The following is a 26389-nucleotide window of genomic DNA, read 5'->3' as shown; positions in this document are numbered from 1 at the left end:
AAATGAGATCTGCCTGCTTTAAAATATGGATTGCTTTGCTGTTTGTCATCAACTGGTCGGTAAGCCGTGCCCAGGAAACACAAAAGCTGTTCCTGTCGGGTACAGGGAGCGACCATACCGTAAACTGGCAGTTTTATTGTACAGCGGGCAACAATTCAGGCAAGTGGACAACGATCCCGGTGCCTTCAAACTGGGAATTTCAGGGTTTTGGAAAATACAACTACGGTCTTGCTAAGGATAGTTTAAGAGGCAAGGAACAAGGGCTTTATAAGTATGAGTTTAATGTGCCGGCGTCATGGCGGGGCAAAGCCATAAACATTGTTTTTGATGGCTCGATGACCGACACAGAGGTGAAGCTAAACGGTAAATCGGTCGGGCCAATTCACCAGGGATCATTTTATCGTTTTAAATATGATGTAAGTGCGTTGCTTAACTACGGCAAATCCAATCTGCTTGAGGTTACGGTATCCAAACACTCCACCAATGCATCGGTAAACGCGGCCGAACGTAAAGGTGATTTCTGGATCTTCGGTGGAATTTTCAGGCCGGTGTTTTTAGAAGCTGCCCCTAAAACGCACATCAGTTACTATGCCGTTGACGCTAAAGCTAATGGTAATTTAAAAGCACAACTAAAACTGGTATCTGTAAAAAGCGGCACGGTAACAGGGCAGGTGTATACCTTGGCGGGGCAAAAATTTGGTGCTCCATTTTCTGTTAAGGTCAATGCGGGTGATACTGTTGCCAATCTAAGCACACATATTGCTTCGCCTAAATTATGGTCGCCGGAGTTTCCTAACCTGTATAATGTGGTGTTTGCCCTAAATGAAAATGGTAAGCCTGTTCATACAGTAAAGCAACGGATCGGTTTTCGTACGGTTGAATTAAGAGAGCACGATGGCATTTATGTAAACGACGCAAAGATCAAATTTAAAGGCGTAAACCGCCATTCTTTTTGGCCAACTACAGGCAGGGCATTAAATAAAAAGGTAAGCATCGGGGATGTTCAGCTGATGAAGGATATGAACATGAACGCCGTACGCATGTCGCACTACCCGCCCGATGATCATTTCCTGGATGTATGTGATTCATTAGGTCTTTTTGTACTGGACGAACTCACCGGCTGGCATCATGCTTATGACGATGTGGTTGGTTCAAAATTGGCTAAGGAAATGATCGAAAAAGATATTAATCATCCATCCATCGTGCTATGGGATAATGGTAACGAAGGAGGTTTTAACTTCAACCTCGATCATTGGTTTGATGAATTGGATATTCAAAAACGTCCGCTCATCCATCCCTGGGGCATCTTCCGTGGAACGAATACACAGCATTATATCAATTATGATTATGGCACCAACACCGGTATAAACGGTCACGATATATTTTTCCCCACCGAGTTTTTACACGGCTTGTACGATGGCGGCGCGGGTGCCGGATTGGATGATTTCTGGAAACAAATGTGGCATACACCAATTTCGGCAGGTGGTTTTATCTGGGATTTTGCCGATGAAGCTGTGGTGCGTACCGATAAAAACGGAGAATTGGACAGCGATGGCGATCATGGTCCCGATGGTATTGTTGGCCCTTACCATGAAAAAGAAGGCAGTTATTATGCCATTAAGGAAATCTGGAGCCCGGTTTATCTCGAACCCCGCAAAATAACTCCGGCATTCAATGGGACATTACGTTTAGAGAATAGATATTCCTATACAAATCTTAAACAATGCACATTCAGCTATAAACTGGCAACACTTAATGGAGCGAGTTCAGTAAATAAAATAGGTACTATTGCTTCACCAGATGTTGCGCCGGGGCAGTATGGAAACCTGCAGCTACAATTACCTAAAGATTGGCAGAATTTCGATGTGCTTTATGTATCTGCTCTTGACGTAAACAAGCATGAACTGTTTACCTGGAGCTTCCCGGTGAGCAATCATGATAAGATCACTAAGCGCATCATTACCAAAACCGGCGGAAGCAAGGCTGTAATTGCTGAAACAGATTCGCTGTACAAGGTGAAAACCAGTAACGGGATCGAGCTGGCGTTTAACCGCAATTCGGGCATATTGGTTAGTGTGAAAAACGCCAAGGGCGATATCCCTTTTAACAATGGTCCTGTGTTAGTTGAAGGGCAGGATCAAACAGGTTTTGAAAAGCTCAGCTATCATTACGAAGGCGATAACCTCGTGATTGAAGCCGTATTCCCGCCAAAAAAATCAGAGCCTTTGTTGAGGTGGACAATCTACCCTCCGGGCTGGGTGCAGCTTGATGTTAAATACTGGCCAATTGGTGAGGATGCCACATTAATGGGCGTTAATTTCTCTTTCCCCGAAAGAAATATCAAAGGCGTAACCTACATGGGCGATGGTCCTTACAGGGTATGGAAAAACCGCATGAAAGGTACATCACTTGGTGTTTGGGATAAAACCTACAACAATACCATAACGGGGCAGGGTAAAGTTGTTTACCCTGAGTTTAAAGGCTATTACTCTAACTTATACTGGATGAAGCTGCAAACCACCGGGCAGCCGGTAACCATTGTTTGCAACAGCCGCGATGTTTTTATGCGCCTGTTTACGCCGGCAAATCCTGCAAAGGTTTACAATACAGCACCGGCTTTCCCTTCGGGTGATATCTCGTTTATGCACGGTATAACGCCGATAGGCACCAAATCGCAAAAGCCTGAAAAACTTGGCCCGGGCGGACAAAAGAACCAATATTTTAATTACGACAGGAATATAGAAGACGCGCTTTCGCTGAACCTGTATTTCGACTTTTCGGGTAAATAATCAATGAGAAGGTTCGCACATATCAGTTTGGCTGTGGCAGTTATGTTAACCTGCCTGGGCAACTGCTATGCGGATGCGCATATCGGCCTGCAAAACCTGAAATGTGAAATGTTGAATAATCCTTTAGGCATTGGCACCGGTAAGCCCCGGCTTAGCTGGCAGATCACCAGCGATACACGGAATACCAACCAGGTTGCCTATCAAATTTTAGTGGCTTCAACTCCCGAAAAGCTAACAGCAGGGCAGGGTGACTTGTGGGATTCGCGCAAAGTAAATTCAGCTGAATCCATCATGGTCAACTATGCAGGCAAACCGTTAATCAGCCGTGCTGCATGTTACTGGAAAGTCAGGGTATGGACAAATAATGGTGCAAGCGGCTGGAGCCAGCCCGCTAAATGGAGTGTGGGACTTTTAAACTCCGCCGATTGGAAGGCTAAATGGATTGGTTGCGATCGTGGTTTTTCCTGGGATAGCATTTCTAAATTTTCCCGTCTTTCGGCACGTTATTATCGCCGTGGGTTTAGTTTAAATAAAGGGATCAAACGCGCCACTGCTTATATAGTTGGTTTGGGACATTACGAGCTGTATGTGAATGGGAAAGCCATTGGCGATCAGGTTTTAGCCGAAGCACCTACCGACTATACCCAATTGGTTAAGTACAATACTTTTGACGTTACGGACTACCTGAGGCATGGCGATAATGCCATCGGAGCGGTATTAGGCAATGGCCGGTATTTTACCATGCGGCCAAAATATAAGCCTAAAAAGATCAAGGAATTTGGATTTCCCAAAATGCTGCTGCAACTGGAAGTTGAATACACTGACGGAACAAAGCAAATCGTCATAAGCGATGATACCTGGCATTTTACTGCCGATGGCCCCATCCGTACTAATAACGAGTATGACGGCGAAGAGTATGATGCCACTAAAGAATTTCCGGGATGGAACAGCGTGGGTTTTGATGACAGCCAATGGCTTAAAGCCGAACTGGTGCAGGCACCCGGTGGCAAGCTTGACGCGCAAATGAACGAGCCGATCAGGGTGATGGATACCATCAAACCTATTAATATAACTCAGCTCAAAAAAGACGTATGGATCCTGGATCTGGGGCAGAATATGGCGGGCTGGGTACAGATGCGTGTAAAAGGAAACCGGGGAGATAAAGTAACCCTTCGTTATGCGGAAACACTGCAACGCAACAATGAACTTTATGTTGCAAATCTTCGCGATGCTAAAGTAACCGACGTTTATACGCTTAAAGGCGGAGTGGAAGAAGTATGGCACCCGTTATTTGTGTACCACGGGTTCAGGTATGTGGAGATCAGCGGTTATCCCGGTAAGCCTGAATTAACCGATTTTGAGGGACAGGTGAGTTACGATGCCTTGCCGACCATCGGTCGTTTTGAAACATCTAACGCTATCGTCAATAAGATCTATCACAATGCATATTGGGGCATCCTGAGCAATTACAAAGGTATGCCTGTCGACTGCCCCCAACGTAACGAACGTATGCCCTGGCTGGGCGACAGGGCGGTAGGTTCGCTTGGTGAAAGTTTTGTATTTGCCAATGGTAATTTCTACGCTAAATGGCTGGATGATATAGCGCAATCGCAAAAGCCGGATGGTGCCATCCCTGATGTGGCGCCTGCTTACTGGAATTATTACAGCGATAACATGACCTGGCCCGGAACTTATATCCTGGTCGCCGATATGCTTTACCGCCAGTTTGCCGATAAAGCGCCCATTGAAAAGCATTACACCTCCATGAAAAAATGGATGGATTACATGCGGGTTAAGTACATGAAAAATAACATCGTCACCAAAGATAAATATGGCGACTGGTGTGTACCGCCCGAATCATTGGAGCTGATCCATGCCAAAGATTCATCATTAAATACCGATGGGCAACTGATTGCCACAGCCTATTACTATCACCTATCCGGCTTGATGGAAAAGTTTGCCGTAATGCTGCACAGACCTGCCGACGCACATTTTTTTGCCAATATGAATCGGAATGTAGCCAAAGCATTTAACGATAAATACCTTGATGAAACTACATCGAAATACAGCAACAATACGGTTACCGCTAACCTGCTACCGTTGTATTTCGGGATCACGCCAACAGCCAGTAAACAAGCGGTATTTAAAAATATAGTGGCTAAGATCAATGAAGCTCATGACCATATCAGTACCGGCGTTATCGGAACCCAATGGCTGATGCGCGGGCTTGCCGAATTTGGTCGCCCAGATCTGGCCTGGAAAATTGCATCTAACACCTCTTACCCAAGCTGGGGCTACATGGCCGAAAGGGGCGCTACTACCATCTGGGAATTATGGAACGGTGATACAGCTAATCCGGCTATGAATTCACGTAACCACATCATGCTGCTGGGCGACCTGATTGCCTGGTTTTATCAGGATATAGCCGGGATAAAAACGGTTAATGCCGGCTTTAAGCAAGTAGTGATGCAACCGGCAATTATTAAAGGGTTGGATAGTGTTAACACTTCGTATCAAACAGCCTATGGTATTGTAAAGAGCAATTATACCAATACTAAGAACAGTTTTAACTGGCATGTTACTGTGCCGCCAAATAGTTCGGCGCTGGTTTATATACCGACAAAAAACATGGATGAAGTAACCGAAAGCGGGAAGAAAATATCTGCCTTTAAAGATATTAAACAAGTAAAGATGGAGAATAGTAGAGTGGTACTCAGCATTGGCTCAGGTGATTATGATTTTGAAGTAAAATATTAAAGCAACATTGATATGGAAAAATTAAACATGGCGGGTGCAATGCTGATAGCTTTACTATCGCTGTCGGGTACGTTGAAAGCCCAGGAGCAACAGGCAACCAAAGCAGCTCCATCTCCCGAAGCACTGGCCAAAGCCGATGCTGAAGTGGATAAGAAAGCCTCGGATTGGGTTGCCTCCTTGTCGCTTACGGACACAGCAAAGGCTACCCGGGTGAAAAATGTAATTGCAACCCACCTCAAAGCCATCCGCGACTGGAATAACAGTCATTCGTATGAGTCAGTACCGGCAGGTATTGATCCGGCTACCGGCAAAGCTTTGAGCACTATGGACAGGCAGATTATCATTAATTCGTCGCTGCCAAAATCGGTACATGAAAACCTCATGGCTGGTTTGCGTAACGACCTTACCGAAGAACAGGTTGAAGCCGTACTTGATAAATACACCATTGGTAAGGTAGCCTTTACACTGGCCGGTTATAAAGCGATTGTACCGGATCTGACACCTGTTGAAGAAGCAGCGATCCTCGCTAACCTGAAGCAGGCCCGCGAACAGGCTGTCGATTTTAAGAATATCAAACAGGTATCGGCCATTTTTGAGATTTACAAAACCAAAAACGAGCAATACCTCAACAGCAACGGCCGTAACTGGCACAAGCTATACGGTGATTATACTAAAGCCATCATCGCGAAAAAAGCTGCTGACAAAGCAGCAAAGGATAAAGCCGCCAACCAAAAATAATTGTACTATGTTAAAAAAAATCTTGTTCGCCGGTGCGGTAAGCTGTTTATTCATGATCACTGCCTTTGCTCAAAATCCATGGCGCAAGGGGATTGTGAAGGATGAGTTTATATATGATAAAGCACCGTACCCGGAATGCCATGCGGCAACCATAGTCGAAACACCAACCGGCCTTGTGGCCTCATGGTTTGGCGGCACTAAAGAACGCAACCCCGATGTATGTATCTGGGTTAGCAGGTTTGTTAAGGGCAAATGGACAGAAGGTATCAACGTAGCCAACGGCATCCAGAACGATACTTTACGCTATGCCTGCTGGAACCCGGTGTTGTACCAGGTGCCCAAAGGCGAATTACAGCTTTACTACAAAATAGGACCGAGCCCTGCAAAATGGAAAGGTTTTGTAAAAACATCCAAAGATGGTGGCATCAGCTGGTCAGAGCAAAAAGCCTTGCCCGATGGCTTTTTAGGGCCGATCAAAAACAAACCGGTACTGCTTAAAAACGGCACGCTGTTAAGTCCGGTAAGTACCGAAGGCAAAGCATGGCAGGTGCATTTTGAGGCCACCAAAGATTTCGGTAAAAACTGGACAATGATAGGCCCTATCAGCGATGGCAAGGATATGAAAGCTATACAACCGAGTATTTTAACTTATAAAGATGGCCGGCTGCAGGCACTTTGCCGCAGTCAGAACAGGGCGATATTGAGCACATGGTCCAAAGATGGGGGACAAACATGGTCGCCTTTGGAAAAGACCAGTCTGCCGAATAACAACTCCGGTACTGATGCGGTGACCTTGAAAGATGGCCGCCAGTTATTGGTTTATAACCATGTTTTGCCCCCGGGAAACCTGGCTAAAGGTGCCCGCACGCCATTAAATGTCGCTGTATCTAAAGATGGTATTACCTGGTACGCAGCCTCGATCCTGGAGGATTCACCAATCAGCCAGTATTCTTACCCATCGGTTATCCAAACTTCGGATGGGATGGTGCATGTGGTTTACACCTGGCGCAGGCAAAAAATAAAACATGTGGTTATCGATCCGGCAAAATTAGAGATGAGGGAAATAAAGGATGGTATTTGGCCTAAGGTGGATGGTTATACGCCGCCGGTTCCAACGGGTGAGACTAAGGATTTGTAAGGAGTGAGGATAGTATCATTAGGCAACTCGGTTGATAAGTAAACCGGGTGTCATGCTGAGGCCCTCGAAGCATGGTGGGCGGGCCTTTACGCGCGACCCTTCGACAGGCTCAGGGTGACAGCCCTGTGTGAAGAGTGAATTTGCATGGCGTATACATCAGGGTCCTCTGCGAGAGACCCTGATGGGACGGTGAAAATACGGTATGTAGAGACGCATCACATGTGTCTCCTTTAGGATAAGCAAATATGACTGACACACGGAAGACGCATGTGATGCGTCTCTACAAAAAAATAAAACGATGAAAAAACTGATCTATGCACTGGTAACCTGCCTCACGGCGATGAGTTTCACTGCCCATGCGCAGCAAACTACCGATGCCATGTACAGGAAAACCCTGAAAGAGGTGCTTGATGAAGTGCAGGAGAAATACCACGTAAAGATCAAATACACTGCTGCCCAGGTTGATGGTAAATGGATTAATTACGCGCAATGGCGTTTAAGGCCCAATGTGGATACCACGCTGGCCAATATCCTTACCCCGCTTGATTTGAAGGTAAACAAAGAGGCTCCCGGCAGGTATAAATTAAAAGAATATGAATACTTCCGCTGGTCGGTTAGTGATGGCTGGAAAGAGCTTGACAGGATAGCCGCCCAGTATCATGACCGTGACACCTGGGAGCAACGCAAGGCCGTATTAAAACCAGAGCTTTATAAAACTTTAGAACTATCCCCGCTGCCTCCTAAACCTGCTTCCAAGCCTATCATTACCACTAAAAGAATTTTTGATGGCTATACAGTTGAGAATATCGCTATTGAAATTTTGCCCGGCTTGTACATCAATGGCTCATTATATAAACCATCCAAAATAAAAGGTAAGATCCCGGTGATATTAAGCCCGGATGGGCATTGGGAACACCAGCGTTACCGTGCCGATTGCCAGATCCGCTGTGCGTCGCTGGCGCGGATGGGGGCGATGGCTTACAGTTACGACCTTTTTGCCTGGGGCGAATCATTGCTACAATTTAAGGATGAAGATCATCGCCGCAGTCTGGCGCAAACTATCCAGGCACTTGGCGCTATCCGGATCCTGGATTATGTGCTTTCGCTTAAGGAAACCGACCCTGAGCGGGTAGGGATCAGCGGCGGCTCGGGAGGCGGAAGCCATACCGTTTTAATGACGGCACTGGATGACCGGATCAAACTAAGCGCCCCGGCTGTATCGGTGTCATCTTATTTTTATGGCGGATGCCCTTGCGAAAGTGGCATGCCTATCCATCAATGCGGCAACGGAACCGACAACGTAGAACTGGCAGCCATGGCAGCACCCAGACCTCAGCTACTGATCTCGGACGGGCAGGACTGGACGGCCAATATGCCAGAACATGATTTTCCGTACCTCCAGAAAATGTATGGCTACTACGGAGTTACCGATAAGGTAGAAAATGTGCACCTACCCAACGAAGGGCATGATTTCGGTCCATCAAAACGGGCCGTGTTATATGCTTTCGTAGCTAAGAATTTTCACTTGGATCTTAATAAAATTAAAAATAGCAGCGGCGATTTCGATGACCAAAAGGTCACCATCGAAAAAGAACCTGCTATGTATGTATTTGGCGACAAGGGCGAAAAACTTCCCGCAAATGCAATAAAAGGTTTTGATCAGTTGGAGAAAGTATTTGCGCGGGCAATAAAAAAATAGGTTATGAAAAATAGATTGATATCAGGTTTTTGGATAGTATTAATGGTATGTGCCTGCAGTGTGCCTGCAATGGCTCAAACCGCATCAAACCAGCGCTACAAGGTTGCGGTAGTTGATTTGATGATCCTTAAACGGCAAAAGTTAGGTGCATTTCAGTTAGCTAAAGAGATTGGTGCCGATGGCGTAGAGGTAGATATGGGCGGCCTCGGCGACCGCGAAACATTTGATAATCAACTGGCGAAGGATTCGATCAGAAATGTATTCCTGAATAAGGCAAAAGAGCTGAACCTGGAAATCCCATCCATGGGCATGACCGGTTTTTTCGCCCAATCATTTGCCGAACGGCCAACAGCGGTCAAAGCTGTTACCGACTGTATCAACACCATGAAACAAATGGGAGTTAAAGTGGGCTTTTTGCCGATGGGGATAAAAGGTGACCTGATGAAATTCCCCGAACTGCGTCCGGCTATTGTTTCCCGCCTGAAAGAGGTTGGCAAAATAGCCGAAAAGGCAGGAGTTGTAATAGGCATTGAAACAGCGCTGGATGCCAAAGGCGAGTTGCAGCTATTGAAAGATATAGGCTCGCCTGCCATCAAAAGCTATTTCAATTTTGAAAACGCCATCAGGAACGGCCGCGATCTGGATAGCGAGCTGAAAATTTTGGGTAAAAAACACATTGTTCAGATCCATTGTACCAACGATGATGGCGTTTGGCTGCAAAACGACCCTAAAATCAACATGGAGCATGTAAAAGCCACTTTAGATAAAATGGGCTGGACAGGCTGGTTAGTGATTGAACGCTCGCGCGATGCCAAAGACCCACGTAACGTAAAGTGGAATTTCAGCGCGAATACCACCTATGTAAAATCAATATTTCAGGCTAAGTAATTAACGTAAATGAATATCCGCCGCATAGTTGTTTTGTTAATGCTGTTAAATGTTAGTTTGACAGGTAGCCTCTTTGCGGCCGAAATCTGGGTATCGCCTAAAGGCTCCGATACAAATACCGGCACCCGCGAACAGCCGCTGGCAACTGTAGCCATGGCCATCAGGAAAGCCCGTGAACTGAGACGGCTAAACGATCCATCAATAAAAGGTGGCATTTATATCAAAGTCGCGGCTGGAGTTTATATGTTAGATGAACCGTTATTTATCCGCCCTGAAGATTCTGGTACTGCCGATAGCCCAACTATTATTGAAGGCGAGGGCATAGGTAAAACTGTTTTAAGTGGAGGCATTAAAGTAAGTGGTTGGCATAAAGTTGATTATGCAATCCCCGGTCTGCCTGCGGAAGCCAAAGGTAAAGTATGGGTTGCTGATGCACCAATGATTGGCGATGAACCTTTTCAATTCAGGCAGCTATGGGTGAATAATGAAAAGGCCATTCGAGCCCGGGATACCGAAGCACCGTTTATGAACCGCATCCTTTCCTGGAATCATAAAACCCCAAACTTGTGTAATCCCGTGGCCAGCCTCTGCGGATACGTCTCACCTTAAGGGTATGGAGATGTTTATTCATCAGTGGTGGGCTATCGCTATTTTACGGGTTAAGGCGGTTAAAATGATGGGAGATAGCGCCCGCTTGTTATTTTATCAGCCCGAAAGCCGCATCCAGTCAGAGCACCCCTGGCCTGCGCCCTGGATCTCCAAAAAAACGGGTAACTCCGCATTTTATCTCAGCAATGCCATCAGTTTTCTGAACAAACCCGGCGAGTGGTATCACGACCGGAAGGCTAATAAAATTTATTACAACCCTCGTAAGGGCGAAGATCTGCAAACGGCCACAGTAACCATTCCCCAATTGGAAACATTGGTGAAAATGCAGGGTACTGTTGATAACCCGGTAAACTATATCAACTTTAAAAATATCAGTTTTGAACACAGCGGCTGGCTACGGCCATCCAAAGAGGGCCTGGTGCCGCACCAGGCGGGGATGTATATGCTGGATGCTTACAAACTGAAAATTCCCGGTACGCCGGATAAAAAAGGATTGGAAAACCAGGCATGGGTAGGCCGGCCAAAGGCTGCTGTTGAGGTGGCGTATGCGTCGCACATTGTATTTGATGGCTGTGGTTTTGAACATATTGCTTCAACCGGACTGGATTTTCAGCGCGGCACACATAATGATATAATTAAAGGCAGCCTGTTTAAAGATATTGGCGGCACCGCGATCCTTGATGGCGTTTATTCGGATGAAGCACAGGAAGTGCACCTGCCTTATAACCCAAGCGATAAACGGGAGATCTGCACCAATGATACCATTGCCAATAATTTAATCACCAATACTACTAACGAAGACTGGGGCTGTGTCGGCATCGGCGCGGGTTATGTTAGGGGTATCAGCATAACGCATAACGAGGTTTGCGATGTAAACTACACCGGCGTCAGCATGGGCTGGGGCTGGACCAAGATTGTTAACGCCTTGGGCGATAACAGTATCACGGCCAATAAAATCCACCATTATGCCCGCAATATGTACGATGTGGCTGCTATCTATACACTATCGGCACAACCCGGTTCGGTTATCAGTGATAACTATGTGGACAGCATTTACAAAGCCCCTTACGCGCATGACCCGCAGCATTGGTTTTACCTGTACACCGACGAAGGCTCGTCGTACATCACCATAAAAAACAACTGGTGCCCGGCAGATAAATTTCTGAAAAATGCCAACGGTCCCGGTAATGTTTGGGAAAATAACGGTCCGCAGGTTGATGCTGCTGTTAAAAATGCCGCCGGGTTGGAGGCAGCTTATAACTACCTGCTTAAATACAAATCGCTAAACCGGGACAATTGGCCCATTAATCACAAAACAGAATGAGACAGTTGAGAAAATATTTGCTGTTTGTAATCGCTTGCAGCGCTTTTTTTATATCAATAAGCGGCTGTGATTTTCCGGTTAAACACAAAGCCGGCCGAACAGATACTGTGGCTACAATAAAGCCGCATTTGATTGCGCGGCCGGTTGTTATTGAAGTTATAGCTCATGATAGGGCAAGCTTCGATCCGCATCCCATTTACGATATGACCAAGGGCATATTGAATGATGTGGATGATATCCGTAAATGGAAAAATCATGTTACCATTTATCTCCACATTCCCAATCCGGAAGATGCACTTAAGGAAATAAAGAAGGCTTATCCCGAAGACTCGATCAAATACTACGAAAAACCTTTCTACTCATTTAACCGGAAAATGTGCGCAGATACCATTAGCTCTAAACAATGGGAAAATATAGTCATGACCGCTAACCTGGTTCGTGATCCAAAGCTTCAGCAGGAGTATTTAAGCTACCACGCCACGCAGTTTAAAAACTGGCCCGAGGTAGCTCACGGCTTTTGCAACGCTAATTTTCAGCAGTTGCTCGTGTTCAAAAACGGCAGGCAGTTAATGTTGGTCATCAGCATACCCAAAGGGGAAAGCCTTGATAAGCTGAACCCTAAAACCACAGAAAATAACCCAAGGGTAAACGAATGGAACCGCCTGATGAAGAAATACCAGGAAGGCATTCCCGGCACAAAACCGGGCGCGGTTTGGGTTGAATTTAAACCTTTCCATACTAATTAAAGCATCAGCAATAAGATATAAAAATGAAAATAGGAATATTAGGATTAGGCGAAGGGCGCAGTACCATGTCGGCAGTATTGAAAAGCAAAAAGCTTGAACTGAAAATGGTATGCGATATGAATATTGAAATGTGTAAACACCGCGCGGAGGAGTTTAACTTTCATCAATACACCACCAGCTACCAGGACATGCTCGATGATGCCGAAATAGATATCATTGCCATTTACACACCCGATCACTTGCATGCCGAACATGTTAAACAGGCTCTGCTGCATGGTAAACACGTGGTATGTACCAAACCATTTATCGATGATTTGAGCAAAGCTGCCGAACTGCTTGAACTGGTTGAGCAAAGCTGCAAAAAAGTTTTTGTAGGCCAGAGTTCGCGCTTTTTTGAGCCGATGAAGAAGCAGCGCAAAGATTATGAGGCAGGTTTGATAGGGGACTTAATAACCATCGAGGCTTATTATCATGCCGATCACCGTTGGTTTTTGGAGAAGCCATGGTCGTTACAACAGGCTTTTAAATGGCTGTATGGAGGTTTAAGTCACCCGGTTGATTTTATTCGCTGGTATTTGCCTGAGATTGAAGAGGTAATGGGGTACGGTATGTTGAGTACCAACGGCGCTAAAGGCGGCCTAAAAAACCCGGACACCATGCACTTTATATTTAAAGCAAAAGATGGTCGTATTGCCCGCGTAAGCGGTTGTTATACCGGTCCGGTGCAACCCGTTACCCGCGACAGTGAAATGAGCTGTATTTTACGTGGTACCGAGGGTTGCAGTCAGGGCGATTATATGGACCTGCGCTATGCCATCACCGATAATACCGGCGAAGAACGCATCATCACCTGGGAACATAAGCTGAAACACTACTTCAGGTTTGAAGGCAAAAGCCACCACGCCGGGGAGTATCAAAATTACCTCGAATACTTTGCGGATAGCATCACCGAAGGCTATACCGCTTACCCTGATATTAAGGAAGGGATAGGCACTATTGCCCTGCTTCAGGCTATGGACAGATCATTGCAAACTGGTAAGCCTGTAAAGGTTGATGACATTCTTACTGAGTTTAATTTAACGGTAAATGAGTTAAGCGCATGATATTAGGCATGAGCAATATCGTATCGCGCCTTACGCTGCTGGATTACTCGGTGGTGGCTGTGTACCTGATTGTCTTGATGATAATCGGGTTTCGCGCCAGCTTTAGTAATAAAAACAAAACAGACGAAACGCTTTTCCTCGCCAATAAATCATTGGGTTGGGCGAGCATTGGTTTTAATATGTGGGGCACCAATGTGGGGCCATCAATGTTGCTGGCCTTTGCCAGTATTGGCTATAGTACGGGTATAGTGGCGGTCAACTTCGACTGGTATGCCTTTGTTTTCCTGATGCTGCTTGCCATGGTTTTTGCGCCTAAATACATAGCGGCCAAGGTATCAACCATGCCCGAGTTTATGGGCAACCGCTACGGAGATTCAACCCGTAATATTTTGGCCTGGTACGCGCTTATCAAAATGCTCATCTCGTGGTTGTCGTTAGGTTTGTTTGCCGGTGGATTTTTAGTAAGACAGATCCTTGGCATCCCCATGTGGCAATCTGTTATTGTGCTGGTATCATTCGCAGGCTTATTCGCATTTACCGGTGGCTTAAAGGCTATTGCCAAAGTAAATGTTTTCCAGATGTTGCTGCTCATCGGCGTATCGCTCACATTAACCGTTTTAGGTGTAAGCAGGGTCGGCGGGTTATCAGCGTTATTCCATCAAACGCCTGCAAATTACTGGAACCTCATCCATCCGGCAAGCGATGTTAAATACCCATGGTATGCTATTTTGTTGGGCTACCCGGTATCGGCTGTGGCCTTTTTTTGTACAGATCAGGCTATGGTACAATCGGTATTAGGTGCTAAAAACCTGGAGCAGGGGCAGCTTGGCGTTAACTTCATTGGCTGGCTCAAAATATTATCGCTGCCGCTGTTTATTCTTACGGGTATATTGTGTTTCATTCTGTTCCCGCATCTCAGCGATCCGGCATTAGCTTACATGACTATGGTTACCAATCTCTTCCCTCCGGGGATGAACGGATTAGTTATCGTGGTATTGATAGCTGTTTTGATAGGTACCGTCGGCTCGTCCTTAAACTCGCTGAGCACAGTGTTTACGATGGATATCTACGCCGAAAAGATCAATCCTAACGCCACTAACAAAGATCTCATCAGAGTAGGGCGTTACACCGTAATTGGTGGCTGTCTGTTTGCTATAGGTATGGCCCTTGCTATCGACAGTATTAAAGGACTTAATTTGTTCGATGTATTTCAATCGGTATTGGGTTTTATTGCGCCGCCATTGGCCGTAGTTTTTTTGCTTACTGTTTATTGGAAACGTACTACCCGAAAAGCGGTAAATATCATTCTTTCGGCAGGTTCGGCTTTTAGTTTGGGGACTGGTGTGGTGTACCTGTGGGTATTACCGCCCGATAAGTATAGCTTTTGGCCGCATTACCTGATGCTGTCGTTTTTCATATTTGTGTTCCTGGCGGCATCTGCCGTGTTTATTTCGCTGCTTGATAAAACACCTGCCGTTTACGTTGCAACAGAATCTGAAATGGAACACACTTTAAAGCCTACTAAACGCGTGAAGATTGCCTGGGGACTCCTCACTATAATCATGATCGCTTTATACCTCATTTTCAACGGACATTAAAATGCATAAAATATCTACCCATGTAAAATTTAACAGGCTTCATGTTTTCATCATGTTGTTAAGCTTCATGTTTTTGGCTGATATGGCAAAAGCGCAAAAGGCTACCTGGATCTGGTATCCCGGCGATTATGAAGTGTGGCTGAGCAACCGGATGCAAAACCGACGCACCGAGCGAGGTGCATTTCTTTCCGCCATTCTGGAAACTGGACAGCCATTATGTACTGGTTGATTTTCATAAGGATTTTATGCTTGCCAATCCAGAAACCGTTGAACTGGCTGTTGAAGGGCAATACAATGTAAAGCTTGATGGTAAGGCATTGGCGGGGTACCCTAAAAATATCCATGTGCCGGCTGGCAGGCACAGGCTTAGTCTCAAAGTCTATAACCAGGCTGCTGCCCCTTCTATATTTGTTAAGGGGCAGCAACTGGTGTCAGATACTTCATGGCTGGTAACTTATGAGGACAAGGAATGGATTGACGAATCGGGGAAAACCTCAGATATCTCGGCCACAAAATATGTAAATGCCGGCAACTGGAATTTTGACTCGGCAGATAAGCTGCCCTCAGCATTCCGCCTACCCACAGAGGAACATAAGCCGGAAAAAACCGAGCGGAAGGAACATTCCATTTTGGTTGATTTTGGAAAAGAAACATTTGGTTACGCCAAGCTTATCGGCTTAAAAGGCAAGGGCAATATTAAACTCTGCTACGGTGAATCAAGAGAGGAAGCCTTATCCTTAACTAATTGCGAACTGCTGGATAGCGTTTATATCGATCAGCCACAAAAAGCCGATTATACCATGGAGGGTTCGCGTGCTTTCCGTTACATCAATGTATTGTTTGATGATAGTGTGAGTGCTGACGATGTTGCTATGCTTTACGAGTATTCGCCGGTTGAGCAGCGTGGCAGTTTCAAATGTTCCGATGAACTGGTTAATAAGATCTGGGATGTTTCGGCTTATACCCTGTACCTGAATACCCGCGAGTTTTTTATCGACGGCATCAAGCGTGACAGGTGGATCTGGTCGGGCGATGCTTATCAAAGTTATTTGATGAATTATTACCTGTACTTTGATTCGCCAACGGTTACCCGCACCTTGTATGCGCTGCGTGGTAAAGACCCCGTAACCAGCCACATCAATACCATTATGGATTACACTTTTTACTGGTTCATGGGTATCTATGATTATTACCAATACACCGGCGATAAAAGTTTTATTAAACAAATGTACCCCCGCATGCAAAGCCTGATGAGCTACTGCCTGCAACGCCGCGATAAAAATGGCCTGATGGAAGGCCTTCCCGGTGATTGGGTATTCATTGACTGGGCCGATAAACTCAGCAAAAAAGGTGAAGTAAGCTTTGAGCAGTTACTGCTCTGCCGCAGCCTGGAAACCATGGCTTTATGCGCCAATATCATGGATGATAAAACGGGTAACGATCAATATCAAAAACTGTCGGCCGGTCTCAAATCAAAGATCTTCTCCCTGTATTGGAATAGCGATAAACATGCCTTTGTGCATAGCCTGGTTGACGGTAAGCAAAGCGATAATGTAACCCGCTATACCAATATGTTCTCCATATTTTTTAACTACCTCAACCCAGGTCAGCAGCAGGAAATAAAAAAATACGTGCTGCTGAATGATAACATCCAGAAAATAACCACCCCATACATGCGCTTTTACGAACTGGAAGCCCTTTGCGCCATGGGCGAGCAAAGCTATGTGCTTAAAGAGATGAAGGATTATTGGGGCGGGATGCTCAATTTAGGCGCAACCTCTTTTTGGGAAGAATACAATCCGGCTAAAACAGGCACCGACCGCTACGCCATGTACGGGCGACCATTTGGTAAAAGCCTTTGCCATGCCTGGGGTGCCAGTCCGATATACCTGCTGGGTAAATATTATCTCGGCGTAAAACCAACTGCACCGGGTTATCAGCAATATGTGATCGAGCCTAAATTGGGTGGCCTGCAATGGATGGAGGGTAGTGTACCGACTGCTGATGGAGATATCAAAGTATCATGCAGCACCAAACAAATTAAAGTGAGCAGTAATGCAGGAACTGGCCTTTTGCGGTTTACCAGTACAGCAAAGCCAGTTTGTAAGGAGGGGGAATTAGCTGCTAAGGGAAACGGCATTTATGAGCTTATCATCCAAAAACAAAAACAGTACACCATAAATTACAGCGCAAAAAAATGATGAAACGGCTCTTATCTATCCTGCTTTTAACAGCATTTTCATCAACAGGGCTTTACGCGCAACTGGTTGATAAAACGCCCGCGCCCATCCCTAACGTGCCTATGGTTTATGATGCCGAACCCTGGGAAAATCCTTTGGTTGATGGCATCAACCGGGATGCGGCACGGGCTACAGCGTATTCGTACAGCAGCATCAAAGAGGCATTGGCTGGCGACAGGGAAAAATCAGGCAGGATGTTGTCCCTGAATGGTTATTGGGATTTTAGCTACGCTGCTAAACCGGCCGATGCGCCGAAAGATTTTTATAAAAGCCGGGTAAGCGGTTGGAAAAAGATCATCGTTCCCTCAAGCATTGAGATGCAGGGTTATGATAAACCCATTTATAAAAGTGCGGTTTACCCGTTCCGCCCGGTTAACCCGCCTCATGTGCCGCAGGATTATAATGGCGTTGGCAGTTATCAGCGTACGTTTACCCTGCCAGCCAACTGGAAGGACATGAACATTACCCTGCATTTTGGCGGGATAAGCTCTGGTTTTAAGGTTTGGCTCAACGGTAAGTTTTTGGGTTATGGCGAGGACAGCTTTTTACCATCGGAGTTTAATATTACCCCATACCTGCAGGCTGGCGAAAATGTGGTGTCGGTACAAGTGATCCGCTGGAGCGATGGTTATTTTCTGGAAGACCAGGACCAGTGGCGCATGAGCGGCATCCATCGCGAAGTAATGCTTTTGGCAGAACCTAAATTGCGCATAGCCGATTTTCAATGGCAGGCTAAACTGGATAAGCAATACAAAGACGCTGTTTTCAGTATTCGCCCGCGCATTGAAAACCTCACGGGCAAAGCAGTACCCGGATATAAAATTGAAGCAAGGCTTTTCGACAGGAACAACAAAGAAGTATTGCAGAAGCCTTTAGAGCGAAGTGTGGAAAGCATCATCAACGAGATCTACCCGCGATTGGATAACGTGAAATTTGGTTTGCTGGAAACTACACTGAAAAATCCGGATAAATGGAGCGATGAAAAGCCAAACCTTTATACACTTACTTTATCATTAGTTGACAGCACCGGCCAAACATTGGAAGTTAAAAGCTGCAAGGTGGGCATCAGGAGTATCGAGTTTAGTAAAGAGGATAGCAAGCTGCTGATTAATGGCAGGGTAACCTACCTGTACGGCGTAAACCGGCCCGATCATGATCCCGCAAAAGGAAAAGCATTATCGCGCGAAGATATTCTCAACGACGTGCGCACCATTAAACGTTTCAATTTTAACTGCATCCGCACCAGTCATTACCCTATGGATCCGTACCTGTATGACCTGTGCGATGAGTATGGGATACTGGTCATAGACGAAGCCAACCTGGAAACTCATGGGCTGGGTTCAAAGCTAAGCAACGACCCCATGTGGACCGGCGCTTACCTCGACAGGGCTACCCGCATGATAATGCGTGATAAAAACCACCCGAGTGTGATTATCTGGAGTTTGGGTAACGAGGCCGGCAGAGGGCCAAACCATGCGGCAATGGCCGGTTGGATCCATGATTTTGATATCACCCGCCCGGTTCATTATGAACCTGCGCAAGGCACGCCACAAGCCGAAGGATATATCGATCCAACTGATCCGCGGTATCCTAAAACTAACGATCATTCGCACAGGTTGCAGAACCCCATAGATCAGCCTTATGTGGATATTGTAAGCCGGATGTATCCCGGCATTTATACCGCACCTTTACTGGCCAATCAGCAGAATGGCGATACCCGCCCGATATTTTTCGTGGAGTATTCGCATGCGATGGGCAACTCCAATGGAAATTTAAAAGAGTTTTGGGATCAATGGCGATCAACAAAGCGGGTTATTGGTGGGGCGATATGGGAGTTTAAAGACCAGGGTTTACTAAAACATGATTCGACAGGTAAGGCATACTATGCCTACGGCGGTGATTATGGCGAACGTTATTTTGATAATTTTACCATCAAAGGTATCGTAGCATCCGACGGTCGCCCGAAACCTGCCATTTACGAATGCAAGCATGTTTTTCAACCTGCGGTTTGTGAACTGGTTGATGCCGATAAAGCAACTATCCACATCAAAAACTGGCATAGCGTAGCTTCACTGGGCGATTATGACGTTACCCTGCAATTAAGAGAGGACGGAGAGATCATCCTGAAAAAACAAATTCCCCGTATCAAACTTGCAGCCGGGCACGATACAACCATCAGCATTAAACAATACCTGCCTGGTTTAAAACCCAATCACGAATACCTGGCCGATATTCATTTTGCCCTTGCCGAAGATGAGCCCTGGGCCAGCAAAGGCTATGAAATAGCAAGCGACCAAATTCAGCTAACCCAGCCTAAAACATCAACTACAAATGTGGATGCCAAGCATTATCCGGAAACCAAACTATCCGAAGATGGCAAGGCTTACCACATCAGCGGAAAAGATTTTGAGATAGGCATCAGCAAAACAAATGGCGCTTTAACCTCGTACGTGTACAAAGGTAATCAGCAGGTATTTGCTCCTCTATTGCCTCACTTTACCCGCCCGGTTACAGATAACGATCATCGTGGCTGGAAAATGGAAAAGAAACTTGCAGCATGGTTTAAAGCGGTGCCCGTTTTGAAGAAAATCTCCGGTCAAAAAACAGGAGGCGGTTCAGTGGTGGTTACAAGCGTTTATTCTATGGTTAACGATAGCGCTTCGGTACAAGTAAATTATACAGTCCGTGGTGATGGCTTGTTAAATGTTGCTTATGCTCTTGATGTTAAACCGGGTTTGCCAAACCTGCCTAAGGTTGGCATGCAAATGGGCATTGCGCAGGCCGACAGCAATATTAGCTATTACGGGCGGGGGCCGTATGAAAACTATATCGACAGGCGTACAGGCTCGGAAGCGGGGATCTACTCGCAATCCATTAATCAATTCATGGAATCTTATGTAGTTCCGCAGGAAAACGGTAACCGCACCGATGTACGCTGGATGTTGCTGCATCATAAAACAGGTGGATTGCTGGTAACTGCCGATAGCTTGCTGAGTATGAGCGCCTGGCCTTATACTGAAGAGAATATTCAAAAGGCAAAGCACACCAATAAACTAAAAGATGCCGGTTTTATTACGCTGAATATCGACCTCATACAGATGGGTGTAGGAGGAAATGATAGCTGGTCGGAAGTGGCAGAGCCTTTGGAACAGTACCGGATCCCGGCAAAAAAATATAGTTACAGTTTTTACCTGAAGCCTTACGAGGGTAAACCCGATGCAGCAGGTAATACGGCATATCAGATCAAATTTAACAGGAAGCCATGAGGAAATACGTTTTTATAATTTGCCTTTGCTGCCTGTTTTTACCGGGTATAGCCCAGCAGCGAAAAGTATCTCTTAAAAATGATGATTTGAAAGAGGCCTTTTTGCATCCGCCGGAATCGGCAAAGCCATGGGTGTTTTGGTACTGGATGCAGGGAGCAGTAAGTCGGGAAGGAATAACTGCCGATCTGCAGGCCATGAAGCAGGCCGGAATTGCCGGGGCTTATTTAATGCCCATCAAAGGCCCTGCTAATCCGCCGTTTATTACACCATCAATTAATCAGTTAAGCCCCGAATGGTGGGCAATGGTAAAATTTACCATGCAGGAAGCCGATAGGATAGGCGTAAAACTGGCTCTGCATGATAGCGATGGCTTTGCGCTGGCCGGTGGCCCATGGATAACGCCTGAGCTTTCTATGCAAAAGGTGGTATGGTCAAAAGTTGAGGTTGAGGGCGGCAAAGCTTATCATGATACTTTGCCTGTTCCAAAGCACTATAAAAACTATTATAAGGATATCGAAGTACTGGCCTATCCGTCGCTCCCGGGCGAGGGAGTAAGTAGTTATGATGAGCATCTGAAGGTGAGCACCAGCGTGCCAAATACCGATGTGCAGTATCTCACTGAAAAAGGAAATACCAAAAACTTTACCAGCAACGAGCATTGTTGGCTGCAGCTTGAATTTGAAAAGCCCTTTACCTGCCGCTCGCTTGTTATACATACTTCGGCAAGTAATTATCAGTCGCAACGGCTGTTGCTTGAAGTGAGCGATGATGGTAAAAGTTTTCGCTCATTAGGTAGGTTGGAATCTCCACGCCACGGCTGGCAGGATGGCGATGCGGAGATCACCCACGCCATCGCACCTACAACAGCAAAATATTTCAGGTTTACTTATGATAAAGAAGGTTCTGAACCGGGAGCCGAAGACCTTGATTTTGCAAAATGGAAGCCAACGCTAAAACTATCGCGCATTGAGTTATTGGGTGAGCCCCGCATCCATCAATATGAAAGTAAAACTGGCGAGGTTTGGCGTTTAAGCAAGCAAACTACAGATGTTCAATTACCGGCTGATCTTTGCGTAGATAAAAGCAAGGTTATCAACCTTACTGATAAATTAGGAGTAGATGGTAAACTGAACTGGCAGGCACCTGCCGGTAAATGGACTATCATTCGTATCGGTCACACTTCAACCGGGCATACTAATGCTACAGGCGGTGGCGGCATCGGTTTGGAGTGCGATAAGTTCAATCCCGAAGCGGCTAAACTACAATTTGATAACTGGTTTGGCGAAGCGATAAAACAGGTTGGCCCGGACCTGGCTAAACGGGTTTTAAAGATTTTTCATGTGGATAGTTGGGAGTGCGGAAGTCAGAACTGGTCGCCGGTTTTTGCTGCTGAATTTCAGAAGCGGAGGGGATATGACCTGCTACCATATCTTCCATTAATGGCCGGTATACCAATGGAAAGTGCTGAAAAATCTGAAAAAGTACTGGCCGACGTAAGGCAAACGATAGCCGAATTATTGGTAGATAATTTCTACGGTACGATGGCTAAGCTGGCACACGAAAAAGGCTGCACATTTACAGCTGAAAGCGTGGCCCCAACCATGATGAGCGATGGCATGCTGCATTACCAAAAGGCAGATATCCCGATGGGGGAATTTTGGTTCAGGAGCCCTACGCATGATAAGCCCAATGATATGTTGGATGCCATTTCGGGAGGGCATATTTATGGCAAAAATATTATCCAGGCCGAGGCTTTTACCGAGTTGCGGTTATTATGGGACGAGCACCCCGGCATGCTTAAAACTGCTGCCGACCGCAATTTTGCCCTTGGTATTAATCGTTATGTTTTTCATGTAAATGTGCATAACCCATGGCTTGACCGCAAACCGGGTATGACGCTGGACGGCATCGGCCTGTTTTTTCAGCGCGATCAAACCTGGTGGGAGCCGGGTAAGGCATGGTTTGATTACATTAGTCGTTGCCAGGCCATGCTACAGCAGGGGCATCCGGTTGCCGATATCGCTGTTTTTACCGGCGAGGAAACACCGCGCCGGGCTATATTACCCGATAGGTTAGTGAATACTCTGCCGGGGATTTTCGGTGCCGAAAGGGTGAAGCAGGAAAAGGAGCGGTTAGCCAATAAAGGTGTCCCTATCATCAGTTCGGTTGAAGATGCAAGCCACTCGGCTAATACGGCACTGCCCGAAAACTGGATAGATCCATTGAGAGGCTATGCCTATGATTCTTTTAACAAAGACGCTTTACTGCGTTTAGCTACAGTAAAAAAAGGCAGGATCATTCTGCCCGGCGGGGCAAGTTATGCCATGTTGGTGATACCGGGTGTAAGCCAGATGTCGCCTCAGCCATGGCAGTTATCGGCAGAAGTAATAAAAAAGCTTCAGCAATTGGTAAATGAAGGCGCTACGGTTTTATTGGGCGATGAGCGGATGAAAACTACTTTATCTAATGGCTCAGCAGGAAAGGTACTCATCAGCCCATATCAAAAAGAGACGTTTGATGAATTAGGTCTCTCCCGTGATCTGATAGCGAGCGACTCCGTTGATCAAACGGCAAAAGGCATTGCATGGATACATCGTAGCCACAACGGCCTTGATATTTATTTTATTTCCAATCAGCAATCTTTGAATCGTACAATTAATTTGTCATTGAGGACGGCAAGCCGCGTGCCCGAGCTTTGGGATCCTTTAACCGGTGAAATAAAGCAGTTGAGTAGTGTGAGCAAATCCGGTCGTACAAATATTACGCTTGATTTAGCAGCAAATGGTTCTGCGTTTATCGTTTTCAGAAAGGGAGCTTCCGTTTTAAAAAATGTGAATGATAAACCTGCTCATTTTAAAACGGTACAAACTTTTACAAACTGGCAGGTACAGTTTGATCCTAAATATGGCGGCCCTGCAAAACCGATTATGTTCGATAAACCTGAAGATTGGTCACGGAGCGAAAACGACAGTATAAAATATTATTCGGGAACGGCGGTTTATAATCAAACACTTCAGTTTACCGCAAAAGCAGGAGCCAAAACCTATCTCGATTTAGGAAATGTTGCCAATATGGCCGAAGTGTATTTGAATGGTATCAACTGCGGCACAGCCTGGACATTTCCGTATCGGGTAGATCTCAGCAAAGCCATCAAATCAGGCGAAAATAAACTGGTAATCAAAGTAACCAACACCTGGGCTAACCGCCTGATGGGTGATCATGCCCTGCCCGAAAATAAACGTATTACCTGGACAAATGCGCCTTACCGTTTGGAAGGGCGCTCATTGTTGCCGGCCGGCTTGTTAAGCCCAGTGAAGTTGCTCACATCTATCCCTTAATGATATGAAATGGATTTTTAAATATATTGGAATAACCACGTCTTCGTCCCCACAGGGTCTCTCGCAGAGGACCCTGTGGTCTTCGCTTACTCCCGAAATGAAAACATTGTATAAGTATTTTATCATCCTATTATTGATAATTGCCGGCAATGAACTATCGGCCCAAAACAAAGCCCTGGTAAACACCAGTAAAAGCAGTTACGCCAAACTAAGCAGCCTTGATATGGGCGCGGTACAATGGACAGGCGGCTTTTGGGCCGACAGGTTTAAGGTTTGTCGTGATACCATGATCCCCAACCTGTGGCGCGTTTATACCGATCCGAAGATCAGTCATGCTTACCGCAATTTTGAGATAGCCGCCGGGTTGGATACCGGCTCACACGAAGGCCCGCCATTTCATGATGGTGATTTTTACAAACTGTTTGAAGCCGTGGCCAGTATGTACGCTAATACGCATGATCCCAAACTGGATGAACTGATGGACAAAACCATAGCCGTTATTGCTAAAGCGCAGCGGGCTGATGGTTATATCCACACACCAACCCTTATTGAAGAGCGCAAGAACAGCGACAAGGAAAAAGCTTTTAACGATCGTCTTAATTTTGAAACGTATAACCTTGGTCACCTCATGACAGCGGCCTGTGTACATTATCGGGTTACAGGCAAAACCACTTTGTTGAAAGTGGCTATCAAGGCTACAGACTATCTCTATAAATTTTATAAAACGGCCTCGCCCGAACTGGCGCGGAATGCCATTTGCCCTTCGCATTACATGGGCGTAGTGGAGATGTACCGCACCACGCGCGATCCACGATACCTGGAACTGGCTAAAAACCTGATAGACATCCGTGGCTTGATGAAGGATGGTACAGACGACAACCAGGACAGGACACCTTTCCGGCAGCAAACACAGGCGATGGGGCACGCGGTGAGGGCCAATTATCTTTTCGCCGGTGCTGCCGATGTGTATGCCGAAACAGGTGATACAACCCTGATGCATACTTTAAACCTGATGTGGAACGATGTGGTTAACCGCAAAATGTACATTACCGGTGGTTGCGGGGCCTTGTATGACGGTGTTTCGCCGGATGGTACTTCTTACAATCCTAACGAGGTGCAAAAGGTACATCAGGCTTATGGGCGGGATTACCAATTGCCAAGTTTTACAGCGCACAACGAAACTTGCGCCAACATAGGCAATGTACTCTGGAACTGGCGCATGCTGCAGGTAACCGGCGATGCCAAATATGCGGATGTAATGGAACTTGCGTTGTACAACAGTGTACTTTCGGGGATTAGTCTTAACGGTCGTAACTTTTTATATACCAATCCGCTGGCTTATTCGGATAGTTTGCCATTTAAGCAGCGTTGGTCTAAGGATAGGATAGGGTATATCAAACTTTCTAACTGCTGTCCGCCAAATGTGGTGCGTACCATTGCCGAGGTAAGCGATTATGCGTACAGCATATCAGATAAAGGGTTGTGGTTTAATCTGTACGGCAGCAACACCATAACCGCTAAATTGAAAGATGGCACCCCGGTAAAACTCACTCAAACTACAAATTACCCCTGGGATGGGAAGATCCATATCAGGTTTGATGAAGTACCGGGCAATAAAGCATTCTCAGTATTTTTGAGGATCCCTGGCTGGTGTAAGGGCGCAAGTATCAAACTCGAAGGTCAGCCGGTGCCGCAGTTAGATACTACGCCTGGAACTTATACGCAAGTTAACGCCGTTTGGCGAAAAGGAATGACGATTGATCTCGACCTGCCAATGCCGGTAACCCTAATGGAAGCAAACCCGCTGGTTGAGGAAATCCGCAATCAGGTAGCGGTAAAACGCGGCCCGGTGGTTTATTGCCTGGAATCGGCCGATCTGGCTAAGGGGCAAAAGGTTTTCAATGTGGCTTTATCTGCCAATAATCAACTTAAGCCCGAAATGATCAGGATAGATAACAGTGAGATCATGAGCTTAGCCGGCAAAGCTGACCTGCGCGATGAAAACAATTGGAGTAACCGGCTTTATAAAGTAGTATCCGCGCCAAAACAAAACGCTGTTGATATCAGGCTGATCCCATATTATGCCTGGGGTAACCGGGGACATGTGGATATGGAAACGTGGATGCCGTTGGACAGGTAGTTTCGAGGCCAAAGGT

The 26389-nt window shown here is 46.1% G+C and carries 16 protein-coding genes; all 16 read left to right on the top strand.

All coding sequences use genetic code 11. From position 1 onward, the window contains the following. The first annotated feature begins 2 nt into the window (after nt 1–2). Nucleotides 3–2789 carry a glycoside hydrolase family 2 TIM barrel-domain containing protein gene (locus ABID99_RS19495; RefSeq protein WP_373614837.1) on the top strand — a complete coding sequence of 929 codons (2787 nt, stop codon included), beginning with the start codon at nt 3–5 and terminating at the stop codon, nt 2787–2789. A gap of 3 nt (nt 2790–2792) precedes the next feature. After that, entirely contained in the window at nt 2793–5546 is a 2754-nt protein-coding gene (locus tag ABID99_RS19490; RefSeq protein WP_373614836.1) for a family 78 glycoside hydrolase catalytic domain, read from the top strand. 12 nt (nt 5547–5558) lie between these two features. Beyond that, nucleotides 5559–6284, top strand: coding sequence for a DUF3826 domain-containing protein (locus ABID99_RS19485; RefSeq protein WP_373614835.1), 726 nt, complete (start codon nt 5559–5561; stop codon nt 6282–6284). Nucleotides 6285–6291: 7 nt separating this feature from the next. Beyond that, complete coding sequence (locus ABID99_RS19480; protein WP_373614834.1) at nt 6292–7422, top strand: exo-alpha-sialidase; 1131 nt, start codon at nt 6292–6294, stop codon at nt 7420–7422. A gap of 298 nt (nt 7423–7720) precedes the next feature. Then, nucleotides 7721–9121 (top strand): acetylxylan esterase, encoded by a 1401-nt coding sequence (locus ABID99_RS19475; protein ID WP_373614833.1) that lies wholly within the window; start codon nt 7721–7723, stop codon nt 9119–9121. A 3-nt stretch (nt 9122–9124) separates the two neighbouring features. Continuing rightward, entirely contained in the window at nt 9125–10009 is an 885-nt protein-coding gene (locus ABID99_RS19470) for a sugar phosphate isomerase/epimerase family protein (RefSeq protein ID WP_373614832.1), read from the top strand. Nucleotides 10010–10018: 9 nt separating this feature from the next. Further along, a complete protein-coding gene (locus ABID99_RS19465; protein WP_373614831.1) occupies nt 10019–10618 on the top strand; it encodes a hypothetical protein in 600 nt (199 codons plus the stop codon). Between the two features lie 10 nt (nt 10619–10628). Then, nucleotides 10629–11942: a hypothetical protein gene (locus tag ABID99_RS19460; RefSeq protein ID WP_373614830.1), complete on the top strand. Its 1314-nt coding sequence runs from the start codon at nt 10629–10631 to the stop codon at nt 11940–11942. Then, nucleotides 11939–12688: an L-rhamnose mutarotase gene (locus ABID99_RS19455; protein ID WP_373614829.1), complete on the top strand. Its 750-nt coding sequence runs from the start codon at nt 11939–11941 to the stop codon at nt 12686–12688. The genes ABID99_RS19460 and ABID99_RS19455 overlap by 4 nt, the downstream gene beginning before the upstream one ends. A 23-nt stretch (nt 12689–12711) precedes the next feature. After that, a complete protein-coding gene (locus ABID99_RS19450; protein ID WP_373614828.1) occupies nt 12712–13791 on the top strand; it encodes a Gfo/Idh/MocA family protein in 1080 nt (359 codons plus the stop codon). A gap of 8 nt (nt 13792–13799) precedes the next feature. Then, a complete protein-coding gene (locus tag ABID99_RS19445; RefSeq protein WP_373614827.1) occupies nt 13800–15389 on the top strand; it encodes a sodium/solute symporter in 1590 nt (529 codons plus the stop codon). A gap of 1 nt (nt 15390) precedes the next feature. Then, a complete protein-coding gene (locus ABID99_RS19440) occupies nt 15391–15618 on the top strand; it encodes a hypothetical protein (RefSeq protein WP_373614826.1) in 228 nt (75 codons plus the stop codon). Nucleotides 15619–15634: 16 nt separating this feature from the next. Continuing rightward, nucleotides 15635–17590 (top strand): alpha-L-rhamnosidase C-terminal domain-containing protein, encoded by a 1956-nt coding sequence (locus tag ABID99_RS19435; protein ID WP_373614825.1) that lies wholly within the window; start codon nt 15635–15637, stop codon nt 17588–17590. Beyond that, nucleotides 17587–20895 carry a glycoside hydrolase family 2 TIM barrel-domain containing protein gene (locus ABID99_RS19430; protein ID WP_373614824.1) on the top strand — a complete coding sequence of 1103 codons (3309 nt, stop codon included), beginning with the start codon at nt 17587–17589 and terminating at the stop codon, nt 20893–20895. Before ABID99_RS19435 ends, ABID99_RS19430 begins: the two co-directional genes overlap by 4 nt. Next, complete coding sequence (locus ABID99_RS19425) at nt 20892–24233, top strand: glycosyl hydrolase (protein WP_373614823.1); 3342 nt, start codon at nt 20892–20894, stop codon at nt 24231–24233. The genes ABID99_RS19430 and ABID99_RS19425 overlap by 4 nt, the downstream gene beginning before the upstream one ends. 97 nt (nt 24234–24330) lie before the next feature. Beyond that, on the top strand, nt 24331–26373 hold the full coding sequence (locus tag ABID99_RS19420; RefSeq protein WP_373614822.1) for a glycoside hydrolase family 127 protein: 2043 nt from the start codon (nt 24331–24333) through the stop codon (nt 26371–26373). Nucleotides 26374–26389: the final 16 nt, after the last annotated feature.

It is taken from the genome of Mucilaginibacter sp. OAE612 (assembly GCF_041806395.1).
GTDB lineage: Bacteria > Bacteroidota > Bacteroidia > Sphingobacteriales > Sphingobacteriaceae > Mucilaginibacter > Mucilaginibacter rubeus.
Note: the sequence above shows the minus strand (reverse complement) of the source record. Positions and strands in the feature narration are given on the sequence as shown.